Origin of the sequence: Rhodopila globiformis (genome assembly GCF_002937115.1) — a bacterium.
GTDB lineage: Bacteria > Pseudomonadota > Alphaproteobacteria > Acetobacterales > Acetobacteraceae > Rhodopila > Rhodopila globiformis.
This window is the reverse complement of sequence record NZ_NHRY01000241.1, coordinates 38,901-63,968: the sequence shown is the minus strand read 5'-3', so window position 1 is coordinate 63,968 and position 25,068 is coordinate 38,901. Positions and strand designations below refer to the sequence as shown.

22 protein-coding genes are annotated in these 25,068 nt (G+C 63.3%); 16 read left to right on the top strand and 6 right to left on the bottom strand.

Annotation, left to right across the window (positions count from 1 at the left end; genetic code table 11):
• A partial coding sequence (locus CCS01_RS24430; protein WP_146101793.1) for an adenylyl-sulfate kinase occupies positions 1–296 on the top strand: 296 nt, incomplete at its 5' end.
• Between the two features lie 94 nt (positions 297–390).
• Here CCS01_RS24430 and CCS01_RS33160 read toward each other — a convergent pair.
• Complete coding sequence (locus tag CCS01_RS33160; protein ID WP_146101942.1) at positions 391–690, bottom strand: hypothetical protein; 300 nt, start codon at positions 688–690, stop codon at positions 391–393.
• A gap of 453 nt (positions 691–1,143) precedes the next feature.
• Here CCS01_RS33160 and CCS01_RS24425 point away from each other — a divergent pair, with 453 nt between their 5' ends.
• The 6 genes from CCS01_RS24425 (at position 1,144) to CCS01_RS24400 (ending at position 10,246) form a co-directional block, all read left to right on the top strand.
• The gene (locus CCS01_RS24425) at positions 1,144–3,321 is read left to right on the top strand and encodes a glycosyltransferase family 2 protein (RefSeq protein ID WP_104521376.1); all 2,178 of its coding nucleotides are present in this window, start codon (positions 1,144–1,146) and stop codon (positions 3,319–3,321) included.
• The gene (locus tag CCS01_RS24420; RefSeq protein WP_104521375.1) at positions 3,318–4,658 is read left to right on the top strand and encodes a glycosyltransferase family 4 protein; all 1,341 of its coding nucleotides are present in this window, start codon (positions 3,318–3,320) and stop codon (positions 4,656–4,658) included. Before CCS01_RS24425 ends, CCS01_RS24420 begins: the two co-directional genes overlap by 4 nt.
• 83 nt (positions 4,659–4,741) lie before the next feature.
• A complete protein-coding gene (locus CCS01_RS24415) occupies positions 4,742–5,125 on the top strand; it encodes a hypothetical protein (protein WP_104521374.1) in 384 nt (127 codons plus the stop codon).
• A gap of 80 nt (positions 5,126–5,205) precedes the next feature.
• The gene (locus CCS01_RS24410; RefSeq protein ID WP_146101941.1) at positions 5,206–6,771 is read left to right on the top strand and encodes a hypothetical protein; all 1,566 of its coding nucleotides are present in this window, start codon (positions 5,206–5,208) and stop codon (positions 6,769–6,771) included.
• 164 nt (positions 6,772–6,935) lie between these two features.
• Positions 6,936–9,194 carry a glycosyltransferase family 2 protein gene (locus CCS01_RS24405; protein WP_104521372.1) on the top strand — a complete coding sequence of 753 codons (2,259 nt, stop codon included), beginning with the start codon at positions 6,936–6,938 and terminating at the stop codon, positions 9,192–9,194.
• Positions 9,195–9,286: 92 nt separating this feature from the next.
• Positions 9,287–10,246 (top strand): tetratricopeptide repeat protein, encoded by a 960-nt coding sequence (locus CCS01_RS24400; RefSeq protein ID WP_146101940.1) that lies wholly within the window; start codon positions 9,287–9,289, stop codon positions 10,244–10,246.
• A 25-nt stretch (positions 10,247–10,271) separates the two neighbouring features.
• Here CCS01_RS24400 and CCS01_RS24395 read toward each other — a convergent pair whose 3' ends face one another.
• Positions 10,272–12,008, bottom strand: a complete 1,737-nt coding sequence (locus CCS01_RS24395) for a glycosyl hydrolase family 28 protein (protein WP_104521370.1) — start codon at positions 12,006–12,008, stop codon at positions 10,272–10,274.
• A 271-nt stretch (positions 12,009–12,279) separates the two neighbouring features.
• Between CCS01_RS24395 and CCS01_RS24390 the strand changes: the two genes are divergently transcribed.
• From CCS01_RS24390 to CCS01_RS24375, 4 genes are all read left to right on the top strand, one after another.
• Positions 12,280–14,892 (top strand): glycosyltransferase, encoded by a 2,613-nt coding sequence (locus tag CCS01_RS24390; protein ID WP_104521369.1) that lies wholly within the window; start codon positions 12,280–12,282, stop codon positions 14,890–14,892.
• A gap of 246 nt (positions 14,893–15,138) precedes the next feature.
• The gene (locus CCS01_RS24385) at positions 15,139–15,339 is read left to right on the top strand and encodes a hypothetical protein (RefSeq protein WP_104521368.1); all 201 of its coding nucleotides are present in this window, start codon (positions 15,139–15,141) and stop codon (positions 15,337–15,339) included.
• A gap of 122 nt (positions 15,340–15,461) precedes the next feature.
• A complete protein-coding gene (locus tag CCS01_RS24380) occupies positions 15,462–15,743 on the top strand; it encodes a ribbon-helix-helix domain-containing protein (protein ID WP_104521367.1) in 282 nt (93 codons plus the stop codon).
• Between the two features lie 588 nt (positions 15,744–16,331).
• Positions 16,332–16,673 (top strand): EthD domain-containing protein, encoded by a 342-nt coding sequence (locus CCS01_RS24375; RefSeq protein ID WP_104521366.1) that lies wholly within the window; start codon positions 16,332–16,334, stop codon positions 16,671–16,673.
• A gap of 41 nt (positions 16,674–16,714) precedes the next feature.
• Here CCS01_RS24375 and CCS01_RS24370 read toward each other — a convergent pair whose 3' ends face one another.
• Positions 16,715–17,236: a cupin domain-containing protein gene (locus tag CCS01_RS24370; RefSeq protein WP_104521365.1), complete on the bottom strand. Its 522-nt coding sequence runs from the start codon at positions 17,234–17,236 to the stop codon at positions 16,715–16,717.
• Positions 17,237–17,259: 23 nt separating this feature from the next.
• Entirely contained in the window at positions 17,260–17,628 is a 369-nt protein-coding gene (locus CCS01_RS24365; protein ID WP_204848421.1) for a hypothetical protein, read from the bottom strand.
• A gap of 150 nt (positions 17,629–17,778) precedes the next feature.
• Here CCS01_RS24365 and CCS01_RS24360 point away from each other — a divergent pair, with 150 nt between their 5' ends.
• The 5 genes from CCS01_RS24360 to CCS01_RS24340 all read left to right on the top strand — a co-directional run bounded on the left by CCS01_RS24360 (position 17,779) and on the right by CCS01_RS24340 (position 23,085).
• Entirely contained in the window at positions 17,779–19,422 is a 1,644-nt protein-coding gene (locus CCS01_RS24360; RefSeq protein ID WP_104521363.1) for a GMC family oxidoreductase, read from the top strand.
• Positions 19,423–20,024: 602 nt separating this feature from the next.
• Positions 20,025–20,405: a GxxExxY protein gene (locus CCS01_RS24355; protein ID WP_104521362.1), complete on the top strand. Its 381-nt coding sequence runs from the start codon at positions 20,025–20,027 to the stop codon at positions 20,403–20,405.
• A 62-nt stretch (positions 20,406–20,467) separates the two neighbouring features.
• A complete protein-coding gene (locus CCS01_RS24350; protein ID WP_104521361.1) occupies positions 20,468–21,313 on the top strand; it encodes an AAA family ATPase in 846 nt (281 codons plus the stop codon).
• The gene (locus CCS01_RS24345; protein WP_104521360.1) at positions 21,314–22,492 is read left to right on the top strand and encodes a vWA domain-containing protein; all 1,179 of its coding nucleotides are present in this window, start codon (positions 21,314–21,316) and stop codon (positions 22,490–22,492) included.
• 212 nt (positions 22,493–22,704) lie between these two features.
• A complete protein-coding gene (locus tag CCS01_RS24340; protein ID WP_104521359.1) occupies positions 22,705–23,085 on the top strand; it encodes a GxxExxY protein in 381 nt (126 codons plus the stop codon).
• 35 nt (positions 23,086–23,120) lie between these two features.
• On the opposite strand, the gene CCS01_RS24335 is transcribed toward CCS01_RS24340, so the two are convergent.
• Positions 23,121–24,011: a ribokinase gene (locus CCS01_RS24335; protein ID WP_104521358.1), complete on the bottom strand. Its 891-nt coding sequence runs from the start codon at positions 24,009–24,011 to the stop codon at positions 23,121–23,123.
• Positions 24,012–24,130: 119 nt separating this feature from the next.
• Positions 24,131–25,066, bottom strand: a complete 936-nt coding sequence (locus tag CCS01_RS24330) for an alpha/beta fold hydrolase (RefSeq protein ID WP_104521357.1) — start codon at positions 25,064–25,066, stop codon at positions 24,131–24,133.
• Between the last annotated feature and the right edge of the window lie 2 nt (positions 25,067–25,068).

The window sequence follows — 25,068 nt, the reverse complement described above, 5'->3', positions numbered from 1 at the left end:
GGCTGGTGGTGATCTGCTGCTTTATTTCCCCGTTCGAGTCCGAGCGCGCGCTGGTGCGCGACATGGTGGGGACGGAGGCGTTCGTCGAGGTGTTCGTCGACGTGCCGATCGAGGAATGCATCCGGCGTGATCCGAAGGGGTTGTACAGGAAGGCGCTGGCGGGGGAACTGGCGAATTTCACCGGTATTCACAGCCCGTACCAGGCACCGGGGCAGTGCGAGATCCGCATCGACGGCATGGCGGAAACCGCCGAGGCCGCGGCCGGGCGGATTGTTTCCTGGTTGCTGGACAGGTGATGCCAAGCGGCTTCGGGACTGACCGTTGTCCTGTTGTCATGGCACGGCAATCCGTGGTTCTCCCCGGACGGCAATACGACATGCTTCGGCTATATCACAGGCCCGCTTTCGGATCACCGGCCATCGGTCCGGGCACAGCCGACCGGTGTCCTGGATGGTGACTGTTCAGCAATACGTTGGGAATCTGCCGCTCATCGGTCACTGCGATTCCGGTTGATTGGTAGATCGACAGAACCTTGAAGAGAAGACTTTTTTGATCGTTCAACTTGCTGTGGCGTGCCGGTTCCGGGTCCCGGTGGTCGCCGGCGTGTATAATTCCAGTAGCGCGAAGGCAATAACCAGTGATCGCCGAACCGGTTCGGCCGACATTGCCGCGGGGGTTTTTTCCGTTCATGCAAGAAGGTCTGGCGCGGAAGTTTCAGTGCCGGGGGCTTGACCGCAGAATTTCGTGATGATACAGGAAGCGAAACGGGTTGGTTTTGCCAATTATTGTAAAATGCCCAGTGCGCGTGATCCGCTTACCGACGGATCGAAGGTATCGCGTCCTGTACAATTTCTGTCTGCAACTGCTGGAGACTATCGTTCTTAGGAAGCTTTCCAATCCAAATGAACAACCTGGCACGGCGTGCCGGGTGGCCCAACCTTTCTGATTCCTGGACACGATATTGGACAAGGCAGAATGCCTGAGAACAGTAGTCGCCAATGCTCGCCACATCTGTTTCCTGCCGCAAGTGCTGCCTAAGTGGCAAGCCCGGCAAGAAAGCGGAAGGGGCGGGCTGACGGGCCGACGCCGCGCGATGGTTTGCCTCAGGCAGGCGCAGTTGTTTCGCTCCTCCAGGCAAGCAAAATGACAGAACAGGCATCCGATGTCGTCTTCGAAGGCATGGTCGAAGGCTACGGGCGGCAGGAGGCCGCCGAATGCCTGGTTTTGCACGGCTGGGTCTCGCGGCAGGCGACATGGCCTGACGAATTGACGGTGACCGCGGACTTTCAGCGCGGGACTATCTCCGCTCGCGCGTATGTTGCCTTCCACGACCGCCCGGACCTTGGCGCCCAGGGCGTCGGTTTCGTTGCGGTGGTGCCGGCACACCAGGGCCGTCTCGGCAACCTGCTGGACTTCCGGTTCGGCCCGCATCAGATCACCGTGGCGCCGACTGCAGCCGGAAACAGCAATGACCTGTCGGAGCGCTCGGCGCTCGCTCACGCCGGCGCCTTGCTTGCGTCCTGTCTGCCCCACCCCGACCTTGCGCGGATGGGCACGTTGCTGGCCCGCCACTTCATGGGCGAGGGCTACATCGACGCCTATGGCTATCATCCTGCGTCGGCCGGATGGTTCGTCACCGGCTGGGTTTCCAACGACTGGATTTCCGCTATCCAGGACGCCGTGGAGGCCGTTGCCCATTTCGACAATGGCCGCCGGACCGGTGCCGTCGTCCTCAACTTCTTTCACCGTCCCGACCTTGCCGGCACGGGAGCGGGAATCCTGCTGCACCTTTCCGCGCAGGAGGATACGCCGGGCCAGTTGCGGAAGCTTGTGCTGGCGAGCGGCGCAAGCGCTGTCTCCCTGCGCCTGGCCGGATCGGTATTGCGCGTACCGAGCGAGGCGTTGAGTGGGGCCTTCGTCAACCTGATCAACAGCTCTGAACCAAGCCCGGCGCGGGAAAAACTGTACCATCTGATCACTCACGCCATGTTCGACGGGCGTGATACGCTGGCCGGGCTGCCCGACCAGGTTCTGATGGAGATCGACGAGGCGATCCATTGCGGCTCGGACGGCGTCGTCCTCATCGGCTGGATGCTCGCGAAGCATGGCACGGTCGAGGCCATCAGGCTGCGATCGGGCAGCCGGATGTTCGACATCGACCTCGGCACTGCTGTTCTTTGGACGGAACGTCCCGACGTCGCGGACACGGTGGGGCGGGAGGCCGGCTATGACGACCGCAATTGCGGCTTCGTCATGCGGGTGCCAACCGCCCGTGCGGTCACGGGCAGCTTGTATCTGGAAATCGAAACACGGGCCGGGGATATCGGTTTCAAGCCGCTGCCCCGGCCCCGGCTGAACGGTATCGCCGCCATCAAGCGGCTGCTGGCCTCGGTTGAGGCGCAATACAATGATGTGGACGCGATCTACGATCATGTCATGGGGCCGGCGATCGCGGCATTGAATGCCCAGCGCCTGCAGGTGCCGGCGCGGGTGCAGGCCCAGCAATTCGGAACGCCGGTGACAGCGCCGCGGCATTCCGTCATCGTGCCGCTGTATGGACGGATCGACTTCATGGAGGTCCAGCTGGCGCTGTTCGCCACCCAGGGCATCGGCCATGACGTCGAGATCATCTATGTGCTGGACGACCCGCCGCGGATGCGGGAGACACAGGGTCTCGCCGCGTCGCTGTATGAGCGCTTCCGGGTCCCGTTCAGGCTGCTCTGCCTGGAGCGCAACCTGGGGTTCGCGCCAGCCAACAATGCCGGGGTGCGCGCCGCCGCCGGCGACATGATCTGCTTCGTGAACTCGGACGTGTTCCCGATCACCCCCGACTGGCTGGACCGCCTGGCGGCGCATCTGGATGCGGACCCGTCGCTTGGCGTGGTGGGCCCGGTGCTGCTGTTCGAGGACGGCTCGGTCCAACATCAGGGCATTGCCTTCAAAGGGCTGCCTCAGTTCGGCAACTGGTCGTTTCCCCTGCACAAGCGCAAAGGCTTCCGGGCGCCGGCCGAGGGCGGACTGATGCGGGAGGACGCGATCACCGGCGCCTGCATGATGATGCGCCGCCGCGACGTGCTGGCCTATGGCGGCTTCGACGAAGCCTTCATCATCGGCGATTTCGAGGACACCGACCTGTGCTTCCGCCTGCGCCGGCACGGACTGGGCGCGGCGGTGGACCTGGACGTGTCGATGCATCACCTGGAGCGCAAGTCGCAGGCCGGCTCGGCCTCTCTGTGGCGCAGCAACCTGACGCTGTACAACGCCTGGGTGCATCAACGCCGCTGGGCCGCGACCATCCGCCAGCTGGAGACAGGGCCATGAACGTGGTGCACGCGGAGCCGCCGCGCCGGCGCCGGCGGCAGGAGTCTCGGCCCCGGCTGCGGGTGCTGGTGGCCTCGCACAGCCATCCCAGGGTGACCAGCGGCGGCGCCGAGATCGCCGCGTTCCGCCTGTTCAGCGAGCTGAATGCCCGCGACGACACCGAGGCCTGGTTCCTGGGCTGCAACACCAAGGCGGGCGCCGGCCGCGACGGCGTGGCGCTGACCCAGCCCTATACCGACCGGGAATACGTCTACAGCACGCTGGGCCACTTCAACTGGTTCCGCATGGCCAACGCCGATCCGCGCCTGCCCGGGGAAATCGAGGCGCTGCTGCTGGAATTGCGGCCGGACATCGTGCACCTGCACCACTACGTGGTGTTCGGCATGGAAATGCTGTGGCTCATCAAGCGCGTGCTGCCGCAGGCCCGCATCGTCGTCACGCTGCATGAGTACCTGGCGATCTGCCACCACTTCGGCCAGATGGTGAAGGCCGAGCACTTCAGCCTGTGCGACTCGGCCAGCCTGGACAACTGCCACAAGTGCTTTCCCGACATCGACGTCTCGGACTTCTTCATCCGGGAGCGCTACCTGCGGACGTTCTTCCGGTATGTCGATCATTTCGTCGCGCCCAGCCGGTTCCTGGCCGATCGCTATGCCGCCTGGGGGCTGCCGGGGGAGCGTATCTCGGTCATCGAGAACATCATCGCCCCCGCGGCGCCCTTTCCCGATCGGCCGGCCGAGCCCGCCGGCGAGTCGGGGCCGCTGCGGCTTGGCTTCTTCGGCCAGATCTCCAAGCTGAAAGGAATCGGCGTGCTGCTGGGCTGCGCCGCCATCCTGGCCAGGAAGCCCAAGGCGCGGATCAAGTTCGAGATCTACGGTGACTACAGGAACCAGCCGGCGGCCTTCACCGAGGCGTTCCTGAAGCAACTGGCCGAGGCCGGCGCCAACGTCGCCTATCACGGCGCCAACGTCGCCTATCACGGCGCCTATCGCCAGGACCAGGTGGATCGGCTGATGCGCGGGGTGGACGCGGTTCTGGTGCCCTCGATCTGGTGGGAGAACTCGCCGGTGGTGATCCAGGAGGCGTTCCGCAACCAGCGGCCGGTGATCTGTTCCGATATCGGCGGCATGGCCGAGAAGGTGCGCGACGGCGTGGACGGCCTGCATTTTTCCGTCGGCAGCGAACTGGAGCTGAGCAACCTGCTGTTGCGGCTGCATGACGACCGCTCGATCCTGGGGACCCTGCGCCGGACGCTGCGGCCGCCGCCGAAGGCCGAGGATGTGGTGGCGCAGCATCTGGCGTTGTACGCGCAGGTGGGGCGTGTGACGATTGGCTGAAATATTTCGATTGACGATTGCGCAACAAACGCGATGCGTGGTAGTGGTTCTGTCAGTTCTTAAACAGGGATGGTTGCAGCGCCATGAAGATACTCGGGCACCTGGATCTGTGTGGCTATCCGTTGATCGAGGGATGGCTGTTCGACAGCGCCGCGCCGGACGACACGATCCGGCTTCAGGTCTATGTCGGCGATACCTTGATCGGCGAATGCCTCACCGACCGCTTCCGCAAGGACTTGCAGGAGGCGGGGTATGGCAGCGGCCATTGCGGGTTCAGCTTCACGGTGCCGGAGGAGTACAAGGATCTGCCGTTCGCGGAGACGCGGTTGCGGTTCGTGGATTCGCCGGTGTATCTGCTGACCGATCAGTTTACGGTTGTCACGACGCCGGCGGGGCTGTCGGATGCGGCGGATGACAATGAAACCGCGCTTGGCCGGGGAAGCGCCCGCCGGAGCCGCGCCGCGTAGGTGTGGGGATGCCGGCCCGATGGATCGACTTAATTCCAATGGTTGAAAACTGAAGTCATGCACGAGCCTGTTTGCCAGCAATGCCGGTGCTTGGTGACGCTTGGCGGGAACCCGCCGCTTCGGATACAGCGGAGGGTTGGAATTTGAGGCTCAAAGGGCATCTCGACCGATGCGATCACACCGGGTTCGAAGGGTGGACACTCGACCATGACGCGCCGAACAGGAGACTCCACCTCGTCGTTCGCAGCGGCGACGTCGTCCTGGGCGGTTGCGTGGCCGACCGGTTCCGGCAGGACCTGCTTGACGGCGGCCACGCCGATGGCCGGTGTGCGTTCCGGTATGACCTGCCGCCGAACCTGTCTCCGGCTGACTTGCAGACGTTAAGCATCGGTATTGTCGGAACCGACCATTTCTTTCCATTCCGTGTAGGCAGGCTGGTTGCGGGAACGACCCCCGGGCAGCTCTACCAGCGGGTTGCAAAGGATCTGCGCGAGCGGGGACAAAGCTGGCGGCGATTCAGGACGTGCATTCTGCATATTGGCACCGAAAAGACCGGCACGACCTCTTTGCAGAACTGCCTCGGGCTGAACCGCAAGCTGATGGCGGACAACGGCTACTTCATTCCGCGAAGTCCGGTCGGCCTGTCGGACGGCACCACCATGAACCACGTCCAGCTGGCCATGGTGTCGATGTACGACGAAAAGTTCGACGACGATCTTCGCCGGCAGTACGGCATCCTGAACAAGCAGAGCCTGGACAAGGCCAGGGAGGACCTTTTCGTTCGCTTCAGCCAGGAGGTCGCCGAAGCCCCTGAGGCGTGCCATACGCTTGTCTTGTCGAGCGAGCATTGCCACAGCCGCCTTGCGACCTTGGAAGAAGTGCGGAACCTGAAGGACTTCCTGGATCACTTCTGTGATGCCTACAGGATCGTGGTGTACCTGCGGCCGCAGCATGAACTGGCGATCAGCCAGTATGGCATGTTCATTGCCAATGGCGTCAATAATATCGACATGTTCCCACCGTTGCCGCCGCCGCCCGGCTACGACAAGGACGTCTATACCAGCCGCTCCTATTTCGACTATCGCGGCCTGCTGGAGCGGTGGGCTGATGTATTTGGCGCCGAGGCCGTGCAGCCGCGTATCTATGCCAATGACACGCTGCGCGGGGGCGACGTCGCGCGCGACTTCCTGGCCGACCTGAGTTTGCACGGACACCTGGAACCGCCCCCGCGGCTCAACGGGAGCGTCGATGCGCGCGGCCAGACCTTCCTGACACGGTTCTTCCGCCATCTGGATGACAAGCGCCAGCCCGGCACGGAACTGCTGCGGGAGCGGATTCGAAACGCGGTACAGGCCTGTTTCCCTGGCCATGGACCTGCCCCGACCCGCGCCGCGGTCGCCGCGTTCCTGGCGAATTTCGAAAGCGACAACGAACTTGTGCGTGCCCGTTGGTTTCCGCAACGGGAACGGCTGTTCAATGTCAACCTAGCGCAGTTTCCCGAGGTCGAGGCGGCTGCGAGTTTTGGCGTTGACGAGGTGATTGATATGTTTCAGCAGGTCCTGCTTATGGACCAGCAGTTATGCTTCAGCCTGACGCCACACGCTTTGCGCCGGATGTCGTCGGGCCTGTTGCCATATGAGGAGTAGTGTCATCTGGCGAGGTCTGGCACGCTTCATCTGACAAAAGTCCCTATTCAAACCTCTACGCGTTGCGCCGAAATGCCAGACGAGGTATAATTTCTTGGTCGAAAGCGTGCGAGCAAAAGCCATTTTTGCCGGTTTCGACCTACGAGATCTGGAGAAGCTATAACATGACCCGTGTAGCATGCCTGATGATGCAAAAGGACGAAAATATCCTGCTGCGTCCATGGCTCCTCTACCATGGTTATCTGTTTGGCTTCGAGAATCTCTACGTTTATGACAATGGCTCTTCAGACGACACCATAGCGGCTCTGCTGAAGGAGTTTGCGCTTCTGGGCGTGAACGTCAACACTACGTGGAATCAGCCTGTTGATTTTCAAAATAAAGGCAGGATAATTGGCGAGCGGATAGAAGAATTTCGCCAGGGAGACCGCTATGATATTGCTCTGCCGCTTGATTGCGACGAGTTCCTGGCGATCAACGGCGCTGATGGGATCAGCTGCAGCCGCACACAAATACACGAAGAACTCACCAACATCTTTCGTGGCGGGGTAGTCTGCCGAACCGCGCACTGCCTTGACAATCGTCCCGGATACGTTGACTTGTTCCGATACATTGGGCACATAAAGAGTATCGTGCTCGTGCATAGCTTTCTCGGTATCGACCACGGCTTTCACCAAGCTGGCCTGCCACCGGGAAAGGCGTACGGGACAACAAGCCTCATTCATATACACATGCACTTCAAGCCGTTCGATCAGTTGCTTCGGAGCGCCACCGAAAAGCTGGCGCCGTACGTTGATGTGACGGATAAGGAGGCTTTGAAAGCATTCGGCGGTGTCGGCAATCACTTGACGAAGTATTTTTTCATGGACGCCGTCTCCTATTACAATGAGTTGCACGGCTATCGGCGCCCACTGGTGCGCTTTGGTGGGTTCTGCAGATTAATCAGCGTGCTTATGGATTTCGATGCGACCCGGGATATATGGGAATCTGGGCGCCCAGGCCACTTGCCGGATGATCAACTCGAGATTGATCTCGATCAAACCCCCTTCAGGCCCGCCGGTTATCTTAAGGCTAATCCCGAACTAGGTGGGGATCTCTTCGACCATTTCCTACGCGCGGGATTTCAAGAGGGACGTCGGCTTGAGGTGTCAAAGGAGGCGTTAGACGAGGTCGTCGAGCGAATGGCCGCCATACGGGCGAAGAAGCGCGACGGGGTGGCTGGCTACGCGGGATGTTCGCTTGGGCTAAGTAGGGTGGGACGACATCAAGAAGCAGAAGACCTACTGCGCGACGCAACTAAGAAATTCGGGCGAACTTTAGTACTACTTAGAGAATATGCACTCTGCGCGATGTACGCAGGGCGTGAGAGCGATGCCGCGCAACGCTGGGGGGAATTTCGCCGCTTATTTCCGGATGATCCCGACGGGTACTACTACGGTGCCCTGTCCTGTCGGCGAATCGGCGAGATAGTTGAAGCGAAACGCATCCTCGCCGAAGGTCAATCTCGATTTCCGAGACACATAGGAATCGGAATGGAAGTTGCGGAGATTGCGGCTTTACAGGATGACTGGGAGCATGCGGCCAGCATGTGGCGGCGACTACTGGAAGAGCACCCAGATAATCCTGACGTGAGAAAACGCGCCGCATCTGCTTCCTACCAATTTCGCCTGAATGTCGCCGAAGGCGCGTCGGACCAGAAGCGTAGCGCTTTGAATGGTCCAGTGCAGGTCGACTTGCGCCCACGAGAAGCGCAGGAAGCGCTTGAATTTTTAGGACTAAGTACAACCGCAGAGATGCGCGAATTCTTTATGGGGTTCGAGAGTCTAGGGTGTAATTGCGAGTTTGGATTGGTCCAACGCAAGTTTGGTGCCGAACCTATTGGGCTTCTGCGATGGAATGCGATATTTTTTGCTGGTTTGAAAAAAGCATTGCTTGTAAATTTCGCGGGCATTGATGATCCTGATAATTTAGTGCTAGAGCTCAGAGGTGGACACGAATATTTTGTCCAAGATAAAAAATTCCTTACCTCTATGCATACGTTCACGCGGGTGGGGGAGGTGGAGGTAGAAAGGTTTCGGCAACAACAAATAAAGCGTATGTCATTCCTGAAAAGGAAAATAATATCAGATCTCGAAGCTGGTGACAAGATATTTGTATACCTAGACCACGAGCGACGTTCGAAAGATGATGTCCATCAATTATATAATGCATTCAAAAACTCGAGTCGAGGAACCTTACTTTATGTCCAGACTGCTGAGCTACCTGGCCAAGTCGGTTCTGTTGAATTAGCAGAAGATCGGCTACTATTGGGCTTTCTGGAGCGGCCAGGCCTGCGACCAGATGGTACATGGAGTGTTATGTTCGATAACTGGCTAAAAATTTGTTTCGCGGCGAGCCAAATCCAACGGGCCTTGGCTCCCTGCTAGGGCGGTGGCTTGCAGTGGGCGTATTGCTTGAAACTTTTTGGGATACGGTTGGCCGATGGCGGGCACTGCGTGAGGTTAGGGCGCGTGACCACGTGGCAGAGGAAGGTTACGAGGCTTACTTCAGCGAACAGATTTCTTCTGCGCAGGAAGCGCTTGGGGTTGGCGACCGGAAACGAGCGCTTGCCGTTTGGGCTGAGATGCATTCGCGCTTTCCTCGGCTGTGCGTTCAGTCGAAGGCGACCGTCAAGCTTCTGCTCGACCTTGCCCTTTTCGACGACGCTGAAGCCATTCTGCGGGCAGGGGGAAGGCGTTATCCAGGCAATCCGCAGTTTACGCTAGGTTTAGCGGAGCTTGATCAGCGCCGCGGAAAATTTGAGGATGCGCTGAGGCGTTGCAGGGACTTGCGGAGAAAATTTCCTAACAACGCCGACGGATATATAACTGCTGCACAGTGTCTGAAGAGTCTCGGGCGGCTGCCAGAAGCCGATGCTATGTTGAAGCAGGCGGCGGGTCGATTCCCATATGACTCTGAAGTTTTAATTCGGTACGCTGGGTCGGCTGAGCATCGACAAGATTGGGACGAAGCGGTACAGCGATGGCAAGTTGTACGAGGCCGTTTCGACAATCCTTCTACGGCATTGGGTTTGGCGGGATCGCTTCGGTTGGCCGGTCGTTTTGCTGATGCACAGGAGATTGTCACAGATATCCTTCTGCGAGCGCCCGGTAATCATTGGGCGCATGTGGAGATGGCTCGTATCGCTGCTGCAAAAGGGGATCATAATGAGGAATCACGCTCCTGGGCGTGCGTGCGTAAAAGGGCTCCGTTGCACCCTTTAGGGTATCTGGAGGGCGCGAACGCCGCGCGCCGGGCGGGCCGCGATTGGGACGCGGAGAACATTCTCGCCGACGCGGTTAAACGACTTGAGTCGAACCTGGATGTGCATCTTGAGTACGTCCGTAGTGCTGAGCGCAGCGGTGACAAAATTGCGGCACAGGAGCGATGGGCGCTGGTGCACGACCGCTTTCCCAACTATCAAAAAGTTGTTGGCTGAAGTGACACTTTGAAATTGCCTGCGTTCAGTCGTCCCGTCGGTCGATCTCAAGGCCCAGTCCAGCATTCCCGTCCATAATCAGCTCCCCACGTGACTTGGCATCCACTTGAACAACCGCCCGCGGATCGCAACGATTGCCGCTGAGTCGCGCAGCACGTACGTGGTGCAGGCTAAATGCTATGGACGAGGCTTGCTCGATGCGGTTCTCTTCGATGCGTAGGTCTCTCGTGGCCGCGGCAGAGATCGCCGCCCCATTGGGCTGCAAGAAGTGGTTGCCCTCGATAGCAACATTCCGGTTGATGATCGTCGATGTGGGAACCCCAGGACGGCCGGCGGGTGCCACAAACGCACCAACCAAGATTGCGGCTGGAGTCCGCGCCAACAGGTTGGCGGCCTGGATAAGGTTGCCGCGGACGACAGTCTGTTCGATTGCCGGCCCTTCCTGCCAATACAGGTCAGGAGCAAGAAGAATCGCCGAGTCCGACTGATGCTCAAAGCTGCTGCGTTCGACGATCGCGTCACTATGGGCAAGCACCCCGCGCGCCCGGTTCCCTGGAAAGGCACACCGTGACACAAGCAGGCGCGTCCGTGCCCGAAGGTCGATCGCAAACATTGGTTCGCTGCTTAGTCCGATGTGATCGGCCGGAACTTGAACCGCCCATCTTCCGCCATCCAGAGGCTCGACCGATTGCGCCTGAACTTCGTCGATGGGCTTCAACGTCGATCCGCTGACCAACCGCAAACGATCGCCGATGCGGGGCGCAGCCCAAGGTGGGGCGGGTGCGTACTGGCCGCCGGTCAGGATCAACCTTTGCTGCGCCTTGTCGGGCTCGACAGCAAGATACAGACCAGTGACATTGATTCCGTCATCGCCCATGCCACTGAATGTGCAGTCAGTGATTGTCAAATCGCCCGAGCACGATGCGCAGTGAAGGCCATCCGCATTGCTCGACATAAGTCGCGCAGAACCCGGCTGTTGCTCGACCCGAACACCACTGACAGTGCCGCCATCACATCCACCGATGCCAATTGCGATTGCTGGCGCCGCGTGGATTGCTAGGTTGCTGAGGACGAAATCCCGGCAGCGTTCCAAATGGATCACCGATGGCCCCCCTTGATGTCGAGCGACCACGGTATCGCCGATCGTAAAGGGCACGCGCCATTTGAGCGTCAATAGCAGCGTCTGAGGGGCGACAAGTATAGCGCCGGCAACGACGTTTCCGACGTCAATGCCATGTTTGGCCATGGCACGCGTGCGCCGATCATAGGTGCCAAGCTCCCGGATCGTCTCACCTCCGTCCACCGGAAACTCTGGATCGATGCGAATCGTAACCGACCTCCCGTCGAGGCCGACAGCAATTACCTCCCCCTGCGAGAACGGGGGCCTTTCCCAGTCGAATGTTAGGCCATGCAGCACCGGCGCCCGGCATCCGCGCATCAGCACAGGTGCAACCGTGCCGTTGAAAAGCAAAGTCGCACCCTCGCCTTCCACCGTCAGATGATCCATGTCATCGAACAGCATCGCGACGCCCTCCCGGGCGGCGAAGCGATACATTCCAGGCGGAAAGTGAAGAACGGCGCCAGGGCGCTTTCCCAGCCTTGCGATGGCTGCACGCACGCCAGGACCCGCGTCGTCCATGCCAGGCCGCACGCCGAAATCCGCGACCGATACGAAGCCCAAGTCGTCGGGTGATGCAGCCGCAGTCAGGCCGAGGCTCGCCATGCCCAGAAGGGCGCGCCGCCGGGAGATCAAAGGAAGCATGCATTCCTCCTGGCACGAATGGTCAGCCAGAGGTGCTTGCTCTGGTCAGCGCCTGGGTCAATCCAAGCCAGGGCCATGTACCGCATTGACTTGCTTATGACGAGGATATTATTGCGGTCAGCGCTAGCCGAAGGCCGGTCTTGATCCCATTGGAGCCGTCAATCTCCTTCCCATCGCATCAACGTACGTATCGACTTCGCTGTTGGCATCCGGATCCGGCCGCCCATCCGCTATCCCTTGTCAGCCGCCGCCAGGGCAGGCACCCCGCACCATGACCGAACTCCCCGCCTCCAAAGTCCTCGACCTGTTCGCCTCCCCCTTCGTCGAGGACTCCCTCTGCCTCGGCCGCCTGGGCGGCAGCAAGTCCGACCCCGACACGATCGGCCGTTACATGCGCCTGCCGATTCCCGCCCGCCCGGCGGTCTCGTTCTATTTCGACCGCGAGTACTACTGGCAGCGCTATCCGGACATCGCCGCCGTCGCGTTCGATCCGCTGGTGCATTTCATCGGCTGGGGCGCCGCGGAAGCCCGCTCGCCGCATCCGCTGATCGACATCCGCCAGATCCAGCGGGACCATCCCGGCCTGTTGCCGGACCCGCCCACCGCCGCGGCGCTGCATGATGTCCTCTCCCGCGACCTGGCCGATCCCGGGCGGCTGTTCTCGCGGGACTTCTACCGCACGCAGCTGGACGACCCGGCGCCGGAGGGCGGCCTGCTGCGCCATTTCCTGGAGCACGGCATCCTGCGCGGCCTGCGGCCCATTCCGTCGCTCGATCCCGTCGCCTGCTACCGCCGCGCCCGGGTGAAGACGGCCGATATCCGCTCCGGCCTGCGCTTTCACGCCCTCGGCGGCACCGCGGCGCAGCCCGAGGCGATCGACGATCCCCCCTCGGAAGGGCAGGGCAAGGCGCTGTTCCGGGCGAAGGCCCAGGCGGCGCTGCTGGCGCTCGCCCGCGCGCCGCTGGATTTCACCGTCGCCGCCCAGCCCGACGTCAGCGTGATCATGGTCGTGCACGACAATGTCGCCCTGACGCTGCACGCGCTTGCCTCGCTGCGCGCGGCCTGGCCGGGGCCGATCGAGCTGATCCTGGTCGATTCGGGGTCCAGCGACGAGACCCGGCACATCCAGCGCTATGTGCATGGCGCGCAGGTGCTGCGGTTCCAGGACAACGTCAGCTTCGTCCGCGGGTGCAACGCCGGCCTGGCCGCCGCCACGGCGGATGCGGTGCTCTACCTCAACAACGACGTCGCGCTGGCGGACGGCGCTATCGCGGCGGCGCTGCGGCGGTTGCGGTCGGATGAGGGCATCGGCGCGGTGGGGGCGAAGGTGATCCGCGCGCACGGCCTGCTGCAGGAAGCCGGCGGCATCGTCTGGCGCGACGGCTGGACCATCGGCTACCAGCGCGATCAACCGCCGCAGGTGCCCGAGGCCAACTTCGTCCGCGACGTCGATTTCTGCTCGGCGGTGTTCCTGCTGGTCCGCGCCGCCGTGCTGCACGCGCTGGAGGGGTTCGACGACGCCTTTGCCCCGGCCTATTACGAGGACATCGACCTCTGCCTGCGCATCCGTGCCGCCGGCCATCGGATCGTGTATGACCCGGCGGTGGTGGTGCACCACCTGGAATACGGCACGTCGCAGGGCACCGCGCACGAGCGGATCCACGCCGCGCACGAGACCTTCGTCCGCAAGCACGCCGATTGGCTGCGGTCGGGGCACGCGGCGGACAGTCACACTCTGCTGTTTGCCCGATCGGCCAGCCAGACGCGCGGCCGGGTGCTGCTGATCGAGGACCAGGTGCCGCTGCGCCGCCTGGGCTCCGGCTTCGTTCGGTCGAACGACGTGGTCCGGGCCATGGCGCGGCTCGGCTACCATGTCACGGTGTATCCGATCCATCCCAACCGCTACAGCCTGGCCGCGGTTTATGGGGATTTTCCCGACACCGTCGAGGTGATGCACGACCGCAGCCTGACCGACCTCGACTCGTTCCTGCGGGATCGGCGCGGCTACTACACCACCATCTGGATCGCGCGGACGCACAACCTGGACCTGGTCCGGCCGATGCTGGAGGCGATCGGCATGGAGGCAATGGGTCAGCCGCGCATCGTGCTGGACACGGAAGCGCTGGGTGCGACGCGTGAGGCGCAGAAGCGCGACGTGCTCAGGACGGCCGAGCGGTTCGACGCGGACCAGTCGCTGCGCGATGAACTGCGCAACGCGGCGTTTTGCCGGCACATCGTCTCGGTGAACCGGCAAGAGGCTGCCCGGATCCGGACGCTCGGCCTGTCCGATGTCAGTGTGCTTGGTCATGTCAGGCGCCTGGCGCTGACTCCCCGCAACTGGCGCGGTCGTGCCGGCCTGCTGTTCGTCGGTGCACTGCATACGATGGACTCGCCAAACTTCGATTCGCTGTGCTGGTTCGTCGACGAGGTGCTGCCGCGGGTTGAACAGCAACTCGGCTATGAGACACGCCTGACGATCGCCGGCTTCGTGGCGCCTGATGTCAATCTCGGCCGGTTTCAGGATCATCCCCGCGTCACGCTGCGCGGCGAGGTCGCCGACATGACGCCGCTGTATGACGCGCATCGCGTTTTCGTCGCCCCGACACGCTTTGCCGCCGGGATACCGTACAAGCTGCACGAGGCGGCATCCCAGGGGATACCCATCGTCGCCACGGAACTGCTGCGGCAACAGCTTGGATGGGAGAACTGGCAGGATATGCTTGCGGTCGACCAGACGGACCCTGGAACCTTCGCGGATCTGGTGGTCACGCTCTATCAGTCCGAGACCTTGTGGAACCAGCTTCGTGCCGGTGCGGCACAACGCATCCGCACGGAATGTGGCCAGGCGGCTTTCGAGCCGGTGGTGGCGGCGATCCTGCAATGACGCGACGCCGCGCAGGAGCCAGGCAAATGAGAATTCCTGCCTGAGGCGATCACCGGCGTAGCGCTGGCCCGTTCTGTACGGCGTAACGGCGTGATGCCAATCCGCCTTGAATGCGTCCGATGTCTGTCGACGCCTCAGTGTCATGGCAATGCCCACCCGGCGCGTGACTGCTGTCATGGTCCCATCAACATAGCAACGAAAGGGGTCCCAGTTGAACGTCGATCCGGAGTCCCGTTTGAATGCCGATTGACACTTTACAATCCCGTGGCTGCCGTCACGCATGACGGCCTGGCCAAGCAGGCGCCCAACCGCGAGACCCAGGCGGTGCTGCCGCTGCGGGGGAAAATCCTGAACGTCGCCAGTGCCTCGGCCGGCAAGCCGCGGCAGAACCAGGAACTGAGGGACCTGATCGACGGCCCTGCCGAACGATGCCCTTGGATGGCATGATCATGCTCGAACGCCGGCAATCAGTAGTCCATAGTGGGACTTCGGCTGCAAAATCCGGTAAATCGTCTTACGCGGTCCAGCCAACGAGGCTGCCGACTATCCCACCGCAACCGGAGGCAACCATGGTGATCGTGCAGGTTCATCTACCGGACCACGTCCAGTCCGCCATCGATCGGCAAATTGCCGAAGGGCGAGCCGCGTCCAAGGCGGACTATATCGTAGAAGCCCTACGCCTGTATGCCGATCACCTGGACGCCGAGGATGAGATCGCCGGGATGGCCGAACGGGCCGATGCCGATATAGCAGCGGGACGCTATGTGACAGTGGCAACTCCTGAAGACAGCGAAGCTCTGCATCAGGCCGCGATGACGCGCTTGCGAGCACGGTTGGCTGCCGAGCATTGAATTATCGGCTGGTGGGCGGAGCCGAGGACGATATCGACCGCATCCTGCCCCACAGCGCGCGTGACTGGGGCCTCGAAGCAGCTTGCCGTTGTGATCGTTGATGCGGGTGGCATCCTCCGTTGTGGCGGCTTCTCCCCTGCTTCCCGGGTCACGAGACGTTTCACGGGCCCCGGTGTCCGGGTTTGCCCGCTTCGCCTGTGCCGCCGGCTGGGTGACCCGGGGCACCGCCGGCCGTCCCGGGCGTCTTGGTCGTCTGCCGCATGGGCGCGGACGGCGTGGTCGAGAGCATCGGCGTCGCCCATGACCGGAGGCTGCTCAACGGATGCAACGGGACGCCGGTGAGCGATGGCGGCATGCTGCGCGGCGGTGCGGGGGCATCCGCCGGTGGCGGGACGGTACGACCGGTCGGCAGGGTCATTTCGAGACGCGGGTGGAGGCGCGGTCCGACGAATCGGCAGGCCGCCTGCCGCCGACGCAGTGACCCAGGGACAGGGCGCGGGCAGTGTCCCTGCGACGACGGGCCCGGCCGCTTGCAGAGGCCGATCATCCGGTCTGAACTGACGGGCGGACGACATCGGGAGAAACGTCATGATCAAAGTGCTCAGCCTGCTGACGCGCAAGGACGGCATCAGCCATGAGGCGTTCGTGCGCCGCTTGTACGAGATCCATGCGCCGCTGGCGCTCGCCGTTCCCGGCATCCGCCGCTACGTGCAGTCGCATATTCTCGATAGCCTGACCCGCCCCGACATTCCGGAAACCGACATGGCGGTCGATGGCATCGCGGAACTCTGGTACGATGACCTGGACAGCTTCCGGCACGCCGCCGCCACGCCGGAGATGAAGACGCTGACTGATGACGGCGCACTGTTCATTGGCCGGATCAAGACCTATGTGATCGAGGAGCGGGAGATCATTCCTAAAAACAAATGATGGAACGACGACGGAGTGGCAACGGGTATCGCCAGGCCCCGCTACGCCACCGCCGCCTTCTCCGCCACCGCCTGGTACGGGAACCGCCTGACCTTCGCCATGTTCAGGCCCTCAATCCGCAGCAGCCGCGTGTCGCCCTTGCGCTCCGGCGAGTGCAGCACGCCGACGTCATACAGATACGCATCCCCCGGCTTCATCACATAGTCCCGCACGAACGCCGCCTTCCCCGGCACGCTGTCGGTCGGCCGCGCCAGGCATTCCCAGTCGGTCATGATCGTCTCGCCCGCGGCCTGGCCGTAGATTGCCCAGGAGGGGCCATGGTCATGCGGCGCGCTGCCTTTCGCCCCGACATAGCCGTGCGCCAGGATGGCGAAGCCGAGTTCGGGGTCTTCGTACAGCAGGTGCCGCTCCGGCGTGCCGGGCGGAATATAGGTCGCGACGAAATCCGCATCCGCCAGCGCCCGCGCCACCAGCTCACGCACCTTCTCCCGCCCCGGCGTGCCCGGCGCCTGCGTCAGCGCGGCGCGACAATCGGCGGCGAATTGCTCCAGCGTGATGGCCATGACCCGTCCTCCCGTTCTGGTTTTCAGCGACGATAGGGGTAGCAACTCACCCGGTCCAGGGTGATGCGGTAATGGTCCGCCAGCGCCTTGATGGCGTCGGCGTGCTCGGGGTAGGGGTCGGTGTTGCCGGGGCCGACGATGATGCAGCCGCCGCTGCCCTTGCCCTTCGGCGGCAGCATGGCCGTGACCAGCGCTTTCCCCTCCTCGTCACGCAACGTCAGGAACAGCGGCATGGATCGGCGGATATGGTCCTCCTTGCCGATGTCCTGCTCGATGAACACCGACGTCCTGGGCTGGAAAGCCTCGATGGCGCGTTCCCTCTCCCGCCGGTAGTGTTTCTCCACTGCGTGCCGCATTTCCAGCGACTCCGCCACCGCTTCACCCTCGGTCATGAGGCGGAACCAGGTCCGTTTGTGCGGTGCGTCGCAGACATACTCCATGCGCGAACCTCGCTCTGCTTGGATTGGTCTGAGCCCCCAGCTTAGGATGGAACACGCCGCGGAGCAAACAACCGGCGTCCAACGGGAGCCAGGGGGAAAGTCATGGCGGATATGTTCGATTATGTCATCATCGGCAGCGGCGCCGCCGGTTCGGTGCTGTGCCGCCGCCTGACCGAGGACCCCGGCGTGACTGTCTGCGTCCTGGAATGCGGCCCGGCCGATCGGCATCCTTACATTCACATTCCGGCTGGTTTCATTAAGATGTTGTTCAATCCCGGTTATACGTTTCAGTTCCAGACGGAACCCGGCGAGGGCATCAAGGGCCGCCGCATCCCCACCACGCAGGGCCGCGTCCTGGGCGGGTCGAGTTCGATCAACGGCATGGTCTACAATCGCGGCCAGCGGGCGGATTTCGACAGTTGGGCGCAGCGCGGCAACCGCGGCTGGGGCTATGTCGACGTGCTGCCCTACTTCCAGCGCAGCCAGAAGCGCATCGGCAGCGGCGACGACCGCGTCCACGGCCGCGACGGCGTGCTGCCGATCACCGACAACGACTGGATCCACCCGGTGATGGAGGCGTTCATGACCGGCGCTCAGGAACTGGGGATCCCGCGCTGCCAGGATTACAACAGCGGCGACGAGCAGATGGGCGTCGGCTATTTCCAGCGGGCGATCCAGGGCGGCTACCGGCGCTCGGCGGCGCGGATGTTCCTGTACCCGGCACGCGAAACCGGGCGGCTGGCGGTGCGGACCGAGGCCCGCGCCTGCGGGATTTTGTTCGAGGGCACCAAGGCGACCGGGGTGGGCTATGTGCACGACCGCGACCCGTCGGTGCGGCGGGAGGTGTTTGCTCGCAAAGAAGTGATAGTTTCATCGGGTACTGTGAATACCGCGAAGCTGCTGCAGATCTCCGGCGTCGGGCCGGCCTGGCTGTTGCAACAGCTTGGCGTGCCGGTCGTGGCGGATCTGCCGGTGGGGGAGAATTTCCGCGACCACTACTCGACGCGCATTGTCGCACGAGTGAAGAACGCGCGCACCATCAACGAGATGGCGCGCGGCCCGGGGCTGGCGGCGCAGGTGGCGCGCTGGATGCTGGGTCGGCCGAGCATCCTGGCGGTGGCGCCGTCGATCGTGCACTGGTTCTGGAAGACCGAGGACACGATGCGGCAGCCGGATCTGCAGGGCGTGTTCAGCCCCGCGAGCTACAAGGCGGGCTTCGTCGGGCTGCTGGACGACTATCCCGGGATGACCTGCGGCGTGTGGCAGCACCGGCCGGAGAGCGTCGGCCATGTCCGTGCCCGCTCGGTCAACCCGTTCGAGGATCCGGTGATCCAGCCGAACTACCTGACCGACCCGATGGACCAGAGGGTGCTGGTGAAGGGCATGCACTGGGCGCGCCGGCTGCTGCACACCAAGGCGCTGGAACCGTATTTCGCGGCGGACGTGCTGCCGGGGCCGGCGGTGCGGACGGATGAGGAGTGGCTGGACTACGCACGGCAATACGGTTCTACAGCGTATCATTTGATCGGCACCGCGCGGATGGGTCCGGTGACGGACAAAACGGCGGTGGTGGATGATGAGTTGCGAGTGCACGGGCTGCAGGGGCTGCGGGTGGTGGATGCGTCGGTGATGCCGTCGATGCCGTCGGCGAATACCTACAGTTCGACGATGATGATTGCCGAGAAGGCGTCGGACATGATCCGCGGGCGGGAGGCGTTGGCGCCGGTGGAGGGCGTGGCGGCTTGATTTGTGCGTGATGGGGATGCGGCGGGGTGGTGGATGGGGCGGCAATCAAGCGGACACGGAGTTTCACGGTGTTCGCACGGAGTTCCGCAGAGTCGACCTGCTGGCTGCACCGGCTTCGGGACAACTGGCAATGAGGATGCCAGCGGAACCGTCATCATGCCGGGCCTGCCAAGCTGTGCAAAGCAGGTTTTCGGGCGACTGGGCATGATGAAGCATGTTTTCAGGCAGCTGCACGTGATTTTGCCCCGGCGAATCGAATGCCGTACCATGCTTGCCGAAGCCCGGCGCAGCCGATTGCGGCATAGCTTGTTGCCGTGACTGCTTGCGATTTCCGCTTGGTCTGCCGCCTCCGCTCTGGCGCTTGGCGGCCCATGCGTCACCTGTCATTTTCATGGCAGGCAAGAAACAGCACGCTTCGCGCGAAGCGCCTGAATGACCGGACCTCGGCAATGAGCCGATCAGGCCGCTATCCCCCAGAAGACTCTGCGAAACTCCGTGCAAACACCGTGTAACTCCGTGTTCGCTTGATTTCCATCCACCACGCCTGCCCTTTCCACGGCCCCGTTAACCCAAGCTTAACCAATCCCCGCCAGGCTACCCCCATGTCCCTGACCCACAATCCGGCTCTGACCGGTCAGATCATCGGCCTCGCCATGCGCGTCCACACCCACCTCGGCCCCGGCCTGCTGGAGAGCGTCTACGAACGCTGCCTCTGGTACGAATTCGACCACAACAACGTCCCGTACGCCCGCCAGGTCGCGTTGTCCCTGCATTATGACAGCGTCATGCTCGATTGCGGCTACCGCGCCGACCTGATCGTCGACAACGAAGTCCTGCTGGAAATCAAGGCAGTCGAAACGATCCTCCCCCTGCACGAAGCGCAGCTGCAGACGTACCTGCGGCTCAGTGGTTGCCGCGTCGGCCTTCTGCTCAACTTCAACACCGTCTCCCTCAAGCACGGCATCCGCCGCCGCGCCCTGTAAAGCCACTTGCCGTACGCCGCCAATCCCCCGAAACTCCTCCCAACAACGAGAGGACCCAAGGCGTGGCCGGATTCAAAAGCACCGAGAACTACATCGCGACCCGCGACCTGGAGGTGGCGGTCAACGCCGCCGTCACCCTGCAACGGCCGCTGCTGGTGAAGGGCGAGCCCGGCACCGGCAAGACCGTCCTCGCGCATGAGGTCGCCCAGTCCCTCGGGCTGCCGCTGATCGAGTGGCACATCAAGTCCACCACCAAGGCGCAGCAGGGCCTGTACGAGTACGACGCCGTCTCCCGCCTGCGCGACGGCCAGCTCGGCGACCCGCGGGTGCACGACATCGGCAACTACATCGTCCGCGGCAAGCTGTGGGACGCGTTCGACTCTGCCGAGCAGACGGTCGTGCTGATCGACGAGGTGGACAAGGCCGACATCGAGTTCCCCAACGACCTGCTGCTGGAACTCGACCGGATGCAGTTCTTCGTTTACGAGACCCGCCGGACGATCGTCGCGAAGCAGCGGCCGGTGGTGATCATTACCTCCAACAACGAGAAGGAGCTGCCCGACGCCTTCCTCCGCCGCTGCTTCTTCCACTACATCCGCTTCCCCGATCGGCCGACCATGGAACGGATCGTGCAGGCGCATTATCCTGACATCCGCAAGGACCTGGCGCGCGAGGCGCTGAACGTGTTCTTCCAGATCCGCGAGGTGCCCGGCCTGAAGAAGAAGCCCGCCACCTCGGAACTGCTCGACTGGCTCAGGCTGCTGATGGTCGAGGACCTGCCGCCCGAGGCGCTGCGCACCAACGAGAAGCACCTGGTCATTCCGCCGCTGTACGGCGCGCTGCTGAAGAACGAGCAGGACGTCCACCTGTTCGAGCGCCTGGCGTTCCTCGCCCGCAGGGGAGGATAGATGTTCGCGCACCTCGTCCTCGGCCTGCGCTCCGCCGGCCTGCCGGCGTCGATCACCGAATATCTCACGCTGATCGGTGCGATGAAGGCCGGCGTCACGGAATATAGTGTTGATGATTTCTACTACCTCGCCCGCGCCACGCTGGTGAAGGACGAGCGGCACCTCGACAAGTTCGACCGGGTGTTCGCCGAGTGCTTCAAGGGCTTGGAACCGCCCGAGGGCGTCGAGGTCCAGGACCTTCCCGAGGAATGGCTGCGCAAGCTGGCGGAAAAGCTGCTGACGCCCGAGGAGATGGAGCAGATCAAGGGGCTCGGCGGTTTCGATGCGATAATGAACCGACTGAAGGAACTCCTTGCGGAACAAAAAGGCCGCCACCAGGGCGGCTCCAAATGGATCGGCACTGCTGGTACCTCGCCTTTTGGCGCCTATGGCTACAACCCCGAAGGCGTGCGCATCGGCCAGGACGAATCCCGCCACCGCCGCGCCATCAAGGTGTGGGACAAGCGTGAGTACCGCGACCTGGACGACACGGTCGAGCTTGGCACGAGAGGCATGAAGCTGGCATTGCGCCGCCTGCGCCGTTTCGCCCGCCAGGGCGCCGCGACCGAGCTCGATCTTCCGGACACGATCCGATCCACCGCCAACAACGCCGGCACGCTGGACCTGAAGATGGTGCCCGAGCGGCACAACACGGTGAAGGTGCTGCTGTTTCTGGATGTCGGCGGCTCGATGGACGACCACATCCGACTGACCGAGGAGTTGTTCTCCGCCGCCCGCAGCGAGTTCAAGCACCTGGAGTATTATTACTTCCACAACTTCCCCTATGAGAAAGTCTGGAAGCACAACCGCCGCCGCTTCGAGGAAACCATCCCCACCTGGCAGGTCCTGCGCACCTACGGCCCCGACTACAAGCTGATCATCGTCGGCGACGCCGCCATGAGTCCGTATGAGATCACCATGCCCGGCGGCTCGGTCGAGCATTACAACGAGGAACCCGGCACCGTCTGGCTCGACCGCCTGTGTTCCCACTACCGCCGATCGGCGTGGCTGAACCCGACGCCGAAACAGAGTTGGGGGCATGTGCGGTCGATCACGATGGTCAACGACCTGATGCAGCATCGGATGTATCCGCTGACGGTAAACGGCATCGATGAGATGACGCGGGAGTTGAGCAGATAGGTTTGAAGGAGGCGAAGCCTTCATCAATATCTGCAACCGCACCGTCCCTGAACCCGCAAGTTGAACTTAGTGGCTTAATGTCTTTGTGTTAAAGCCCAGGCTCAACACGCCCCCGTCGGCGCCGATGTCGCACGGTCAGTGCCTCCGTTTACACTTCGTTAACCTTGCACCGTTATGTTTAACACAAAGACACTAAGCCACTAAGATTCCCCATGTGCAATAACGAAGATCACGATCTGAGCTGGCGGGTTATCGGCCTCGCGATCGAGGTACATCGCCAGCTCGGCCCTGGCCTGCTGGAACGGGTCTATGAAGAATGCCTGTGCTACGAACTCCAACAGGCGGGAATACCGTTCCTGCGCCAGTCTCGACTCCCGCTTCGCTACAAGGCAACCGAACTGAACTGCGGCTTCCTCATCGACCTTGTGATCGACAACAGCCTGATCGTCGAAATCAAGTCCGTCGACCAGATCCTTCCCGTCCACGAGGCCCAGCTTCTGACCCACCTCCGCCTCAGCCGCATCCCGCTCGGTCTGCTGATGAACTTCAACACCGCCGTGCTCAAGGACGGCATCAGGCGCCGCCGGGTCTGATCGGCTCGACGTCTCGATCCGGCCGGCAGCATGTCTCATCCAGCTTCGATGAACCCGTCCGTCTCCGCCCGCAACGGAATGCTCCCCTGGCTCCCCGCCCGGGTGCAGCACAGCGCCGCGGCGGCGCTGGCGCGACGGACGGCGGCGGCCAGCGTTCGTCCCTGGTCCAACTGGCCAGCCAGAACGCCGACGAAACAATCGCCCGCCGCCGTGGTATCAACCGCAACGACCTGCCGCGCCGGCTCCAGCCAGTTTCCTTCCTTGCCCGCAACCTCGGCGCCGTCCTCGCCGCGGGTCAGCACCACCGCCGGGCCTCCCAGCCGCCCCCGCAGCGCCGCGGCGGAGGCGCCGCAGCCCAGGTGCCCGGCCAGCCAGGCGCCTTCCGACTCGTTCACCACCAGCACGTCCACCGCCCGCAGCGCCGCCTCGGGCAGCGCGGCCGCCGGCGCCAGGTTCAGGATGATCCGCGCCGCCCGCGCCCGAGCACGGGCGATCAACGCCGCGGTCTCCTCTCCCGGCACCTCCATCTGCAGCACCAGCGTCGCCGCCGGGCCCAGCAGGGCGTCCTCGACCTGGGCAGCCGCCACCGCCAGATTGGCCCCCGACCCGACGGCGATCGCGTTGTGGCCCACAGGATCGACGGCAATTGCCGCGCAGCCGGTGCTGGCCTCGGCCTGCTTCACCCGCGCCAGGTCCACGCCCGCCTGCTGCAGCAGCGCCAGCGCCCCGGCGCCCAGTGGGTCGTTGCCAATGGCCCCTGCCATCGCCACGCTCGCGCCATCCCGCGCCGCCGCCACCGCCTGGTTGGCGCCCTTGCCGCCGGGCGCGATGCGCACCGCCGGGCCGAGCACCGTCTCACCCGCCGCCGGGATCTTCGGCAGGCTGAAACTCAGGTCCAGATTGATCGAGCCGAAAACGATCACCATCACGCCCCTCCGCTCACCACTCGTCCGGCTACAGGATCGCCGTCGCCGTGCCGCCCAGACGCCGCGCCGCTCCAGCCGCCCGCCGTCCCGTGCTTCGGCCAGCAACATCCTCCCCGCGCTCATGCCGCCAGGAACGCCCGCACCTCCCGCAGGAAGAACGCCAACTGGTCGTGGTGCACCCAGTGCCCGGCCTTCGGCACCGCCAGCACCCGCGCGTTGCGGAAATGCGCCAGCCGCCCGTCCTCGGCCGGGTTCGTCGCCCAACTTTCCGTGCCGTAGACCAGCAGGGTCGGGCAAGTGATCGCGCCCCACAGCCCGGCAATCGCCTCGCGCGTCATGTCATACGGCGGCCAGACGCGGACGTAGTGGTCGAACTTCCAGCTGTAGGTGCCGTCCTCGTTCTGGTTGACGCCGTACTGCGTCAGGTGCAGCGCCTGCGCGGGAGTCAGGTGCTTGTTCTCCTCCTGCATCCGCGCATACGCCGCTTCCAGGCTGGGATAGCGCCGCGGCTGGCGGCCGGCGTTGGCGCGCTGCTCGTCGATCCAGCGCCGCATCCGCTCGTCCATCGGCAGGCGATCCGCCTCGGCGTGCGAGCGCGGCCCCGGCCCGAGCCCCTCGATCGCCACCAGCCGGGCGACGTTGTCCGGATAGATCCCGGTGTAGCGCAGCGCGATGTTGCCGCCCAGCGAGTGGGCAACGATCGTCACCGGCGCCAGCCCCTGCTGGTGGATCAGTTGCGCCAGGTCATAGATATAGTTCGCCATGCTGTAGCTGCCCGAGGCCGACCACGCCGAATCGCCATGCCCGCGCAAATCCGGGCAGATCACGTGGTAATCCCGCCGCAGGTCCGCTGCGACCCAATCCCAGTTGCGGCAATGGTCGCGCCCGCCATGCAGCAGGATCAGCGGCGGCGCGTCCGGGTTGCCCCAATCGACGTAATGCATCCGCAGCCGCTGCGAGAAGTACACGCGCGACGTCGGGCCGGCGTCCGGTAGGCGTCCCGGGGGCAGGCGTCCCGGGGGCAGGCGTCCCGGGGGCAGGCGTCCCTGGCTCATCT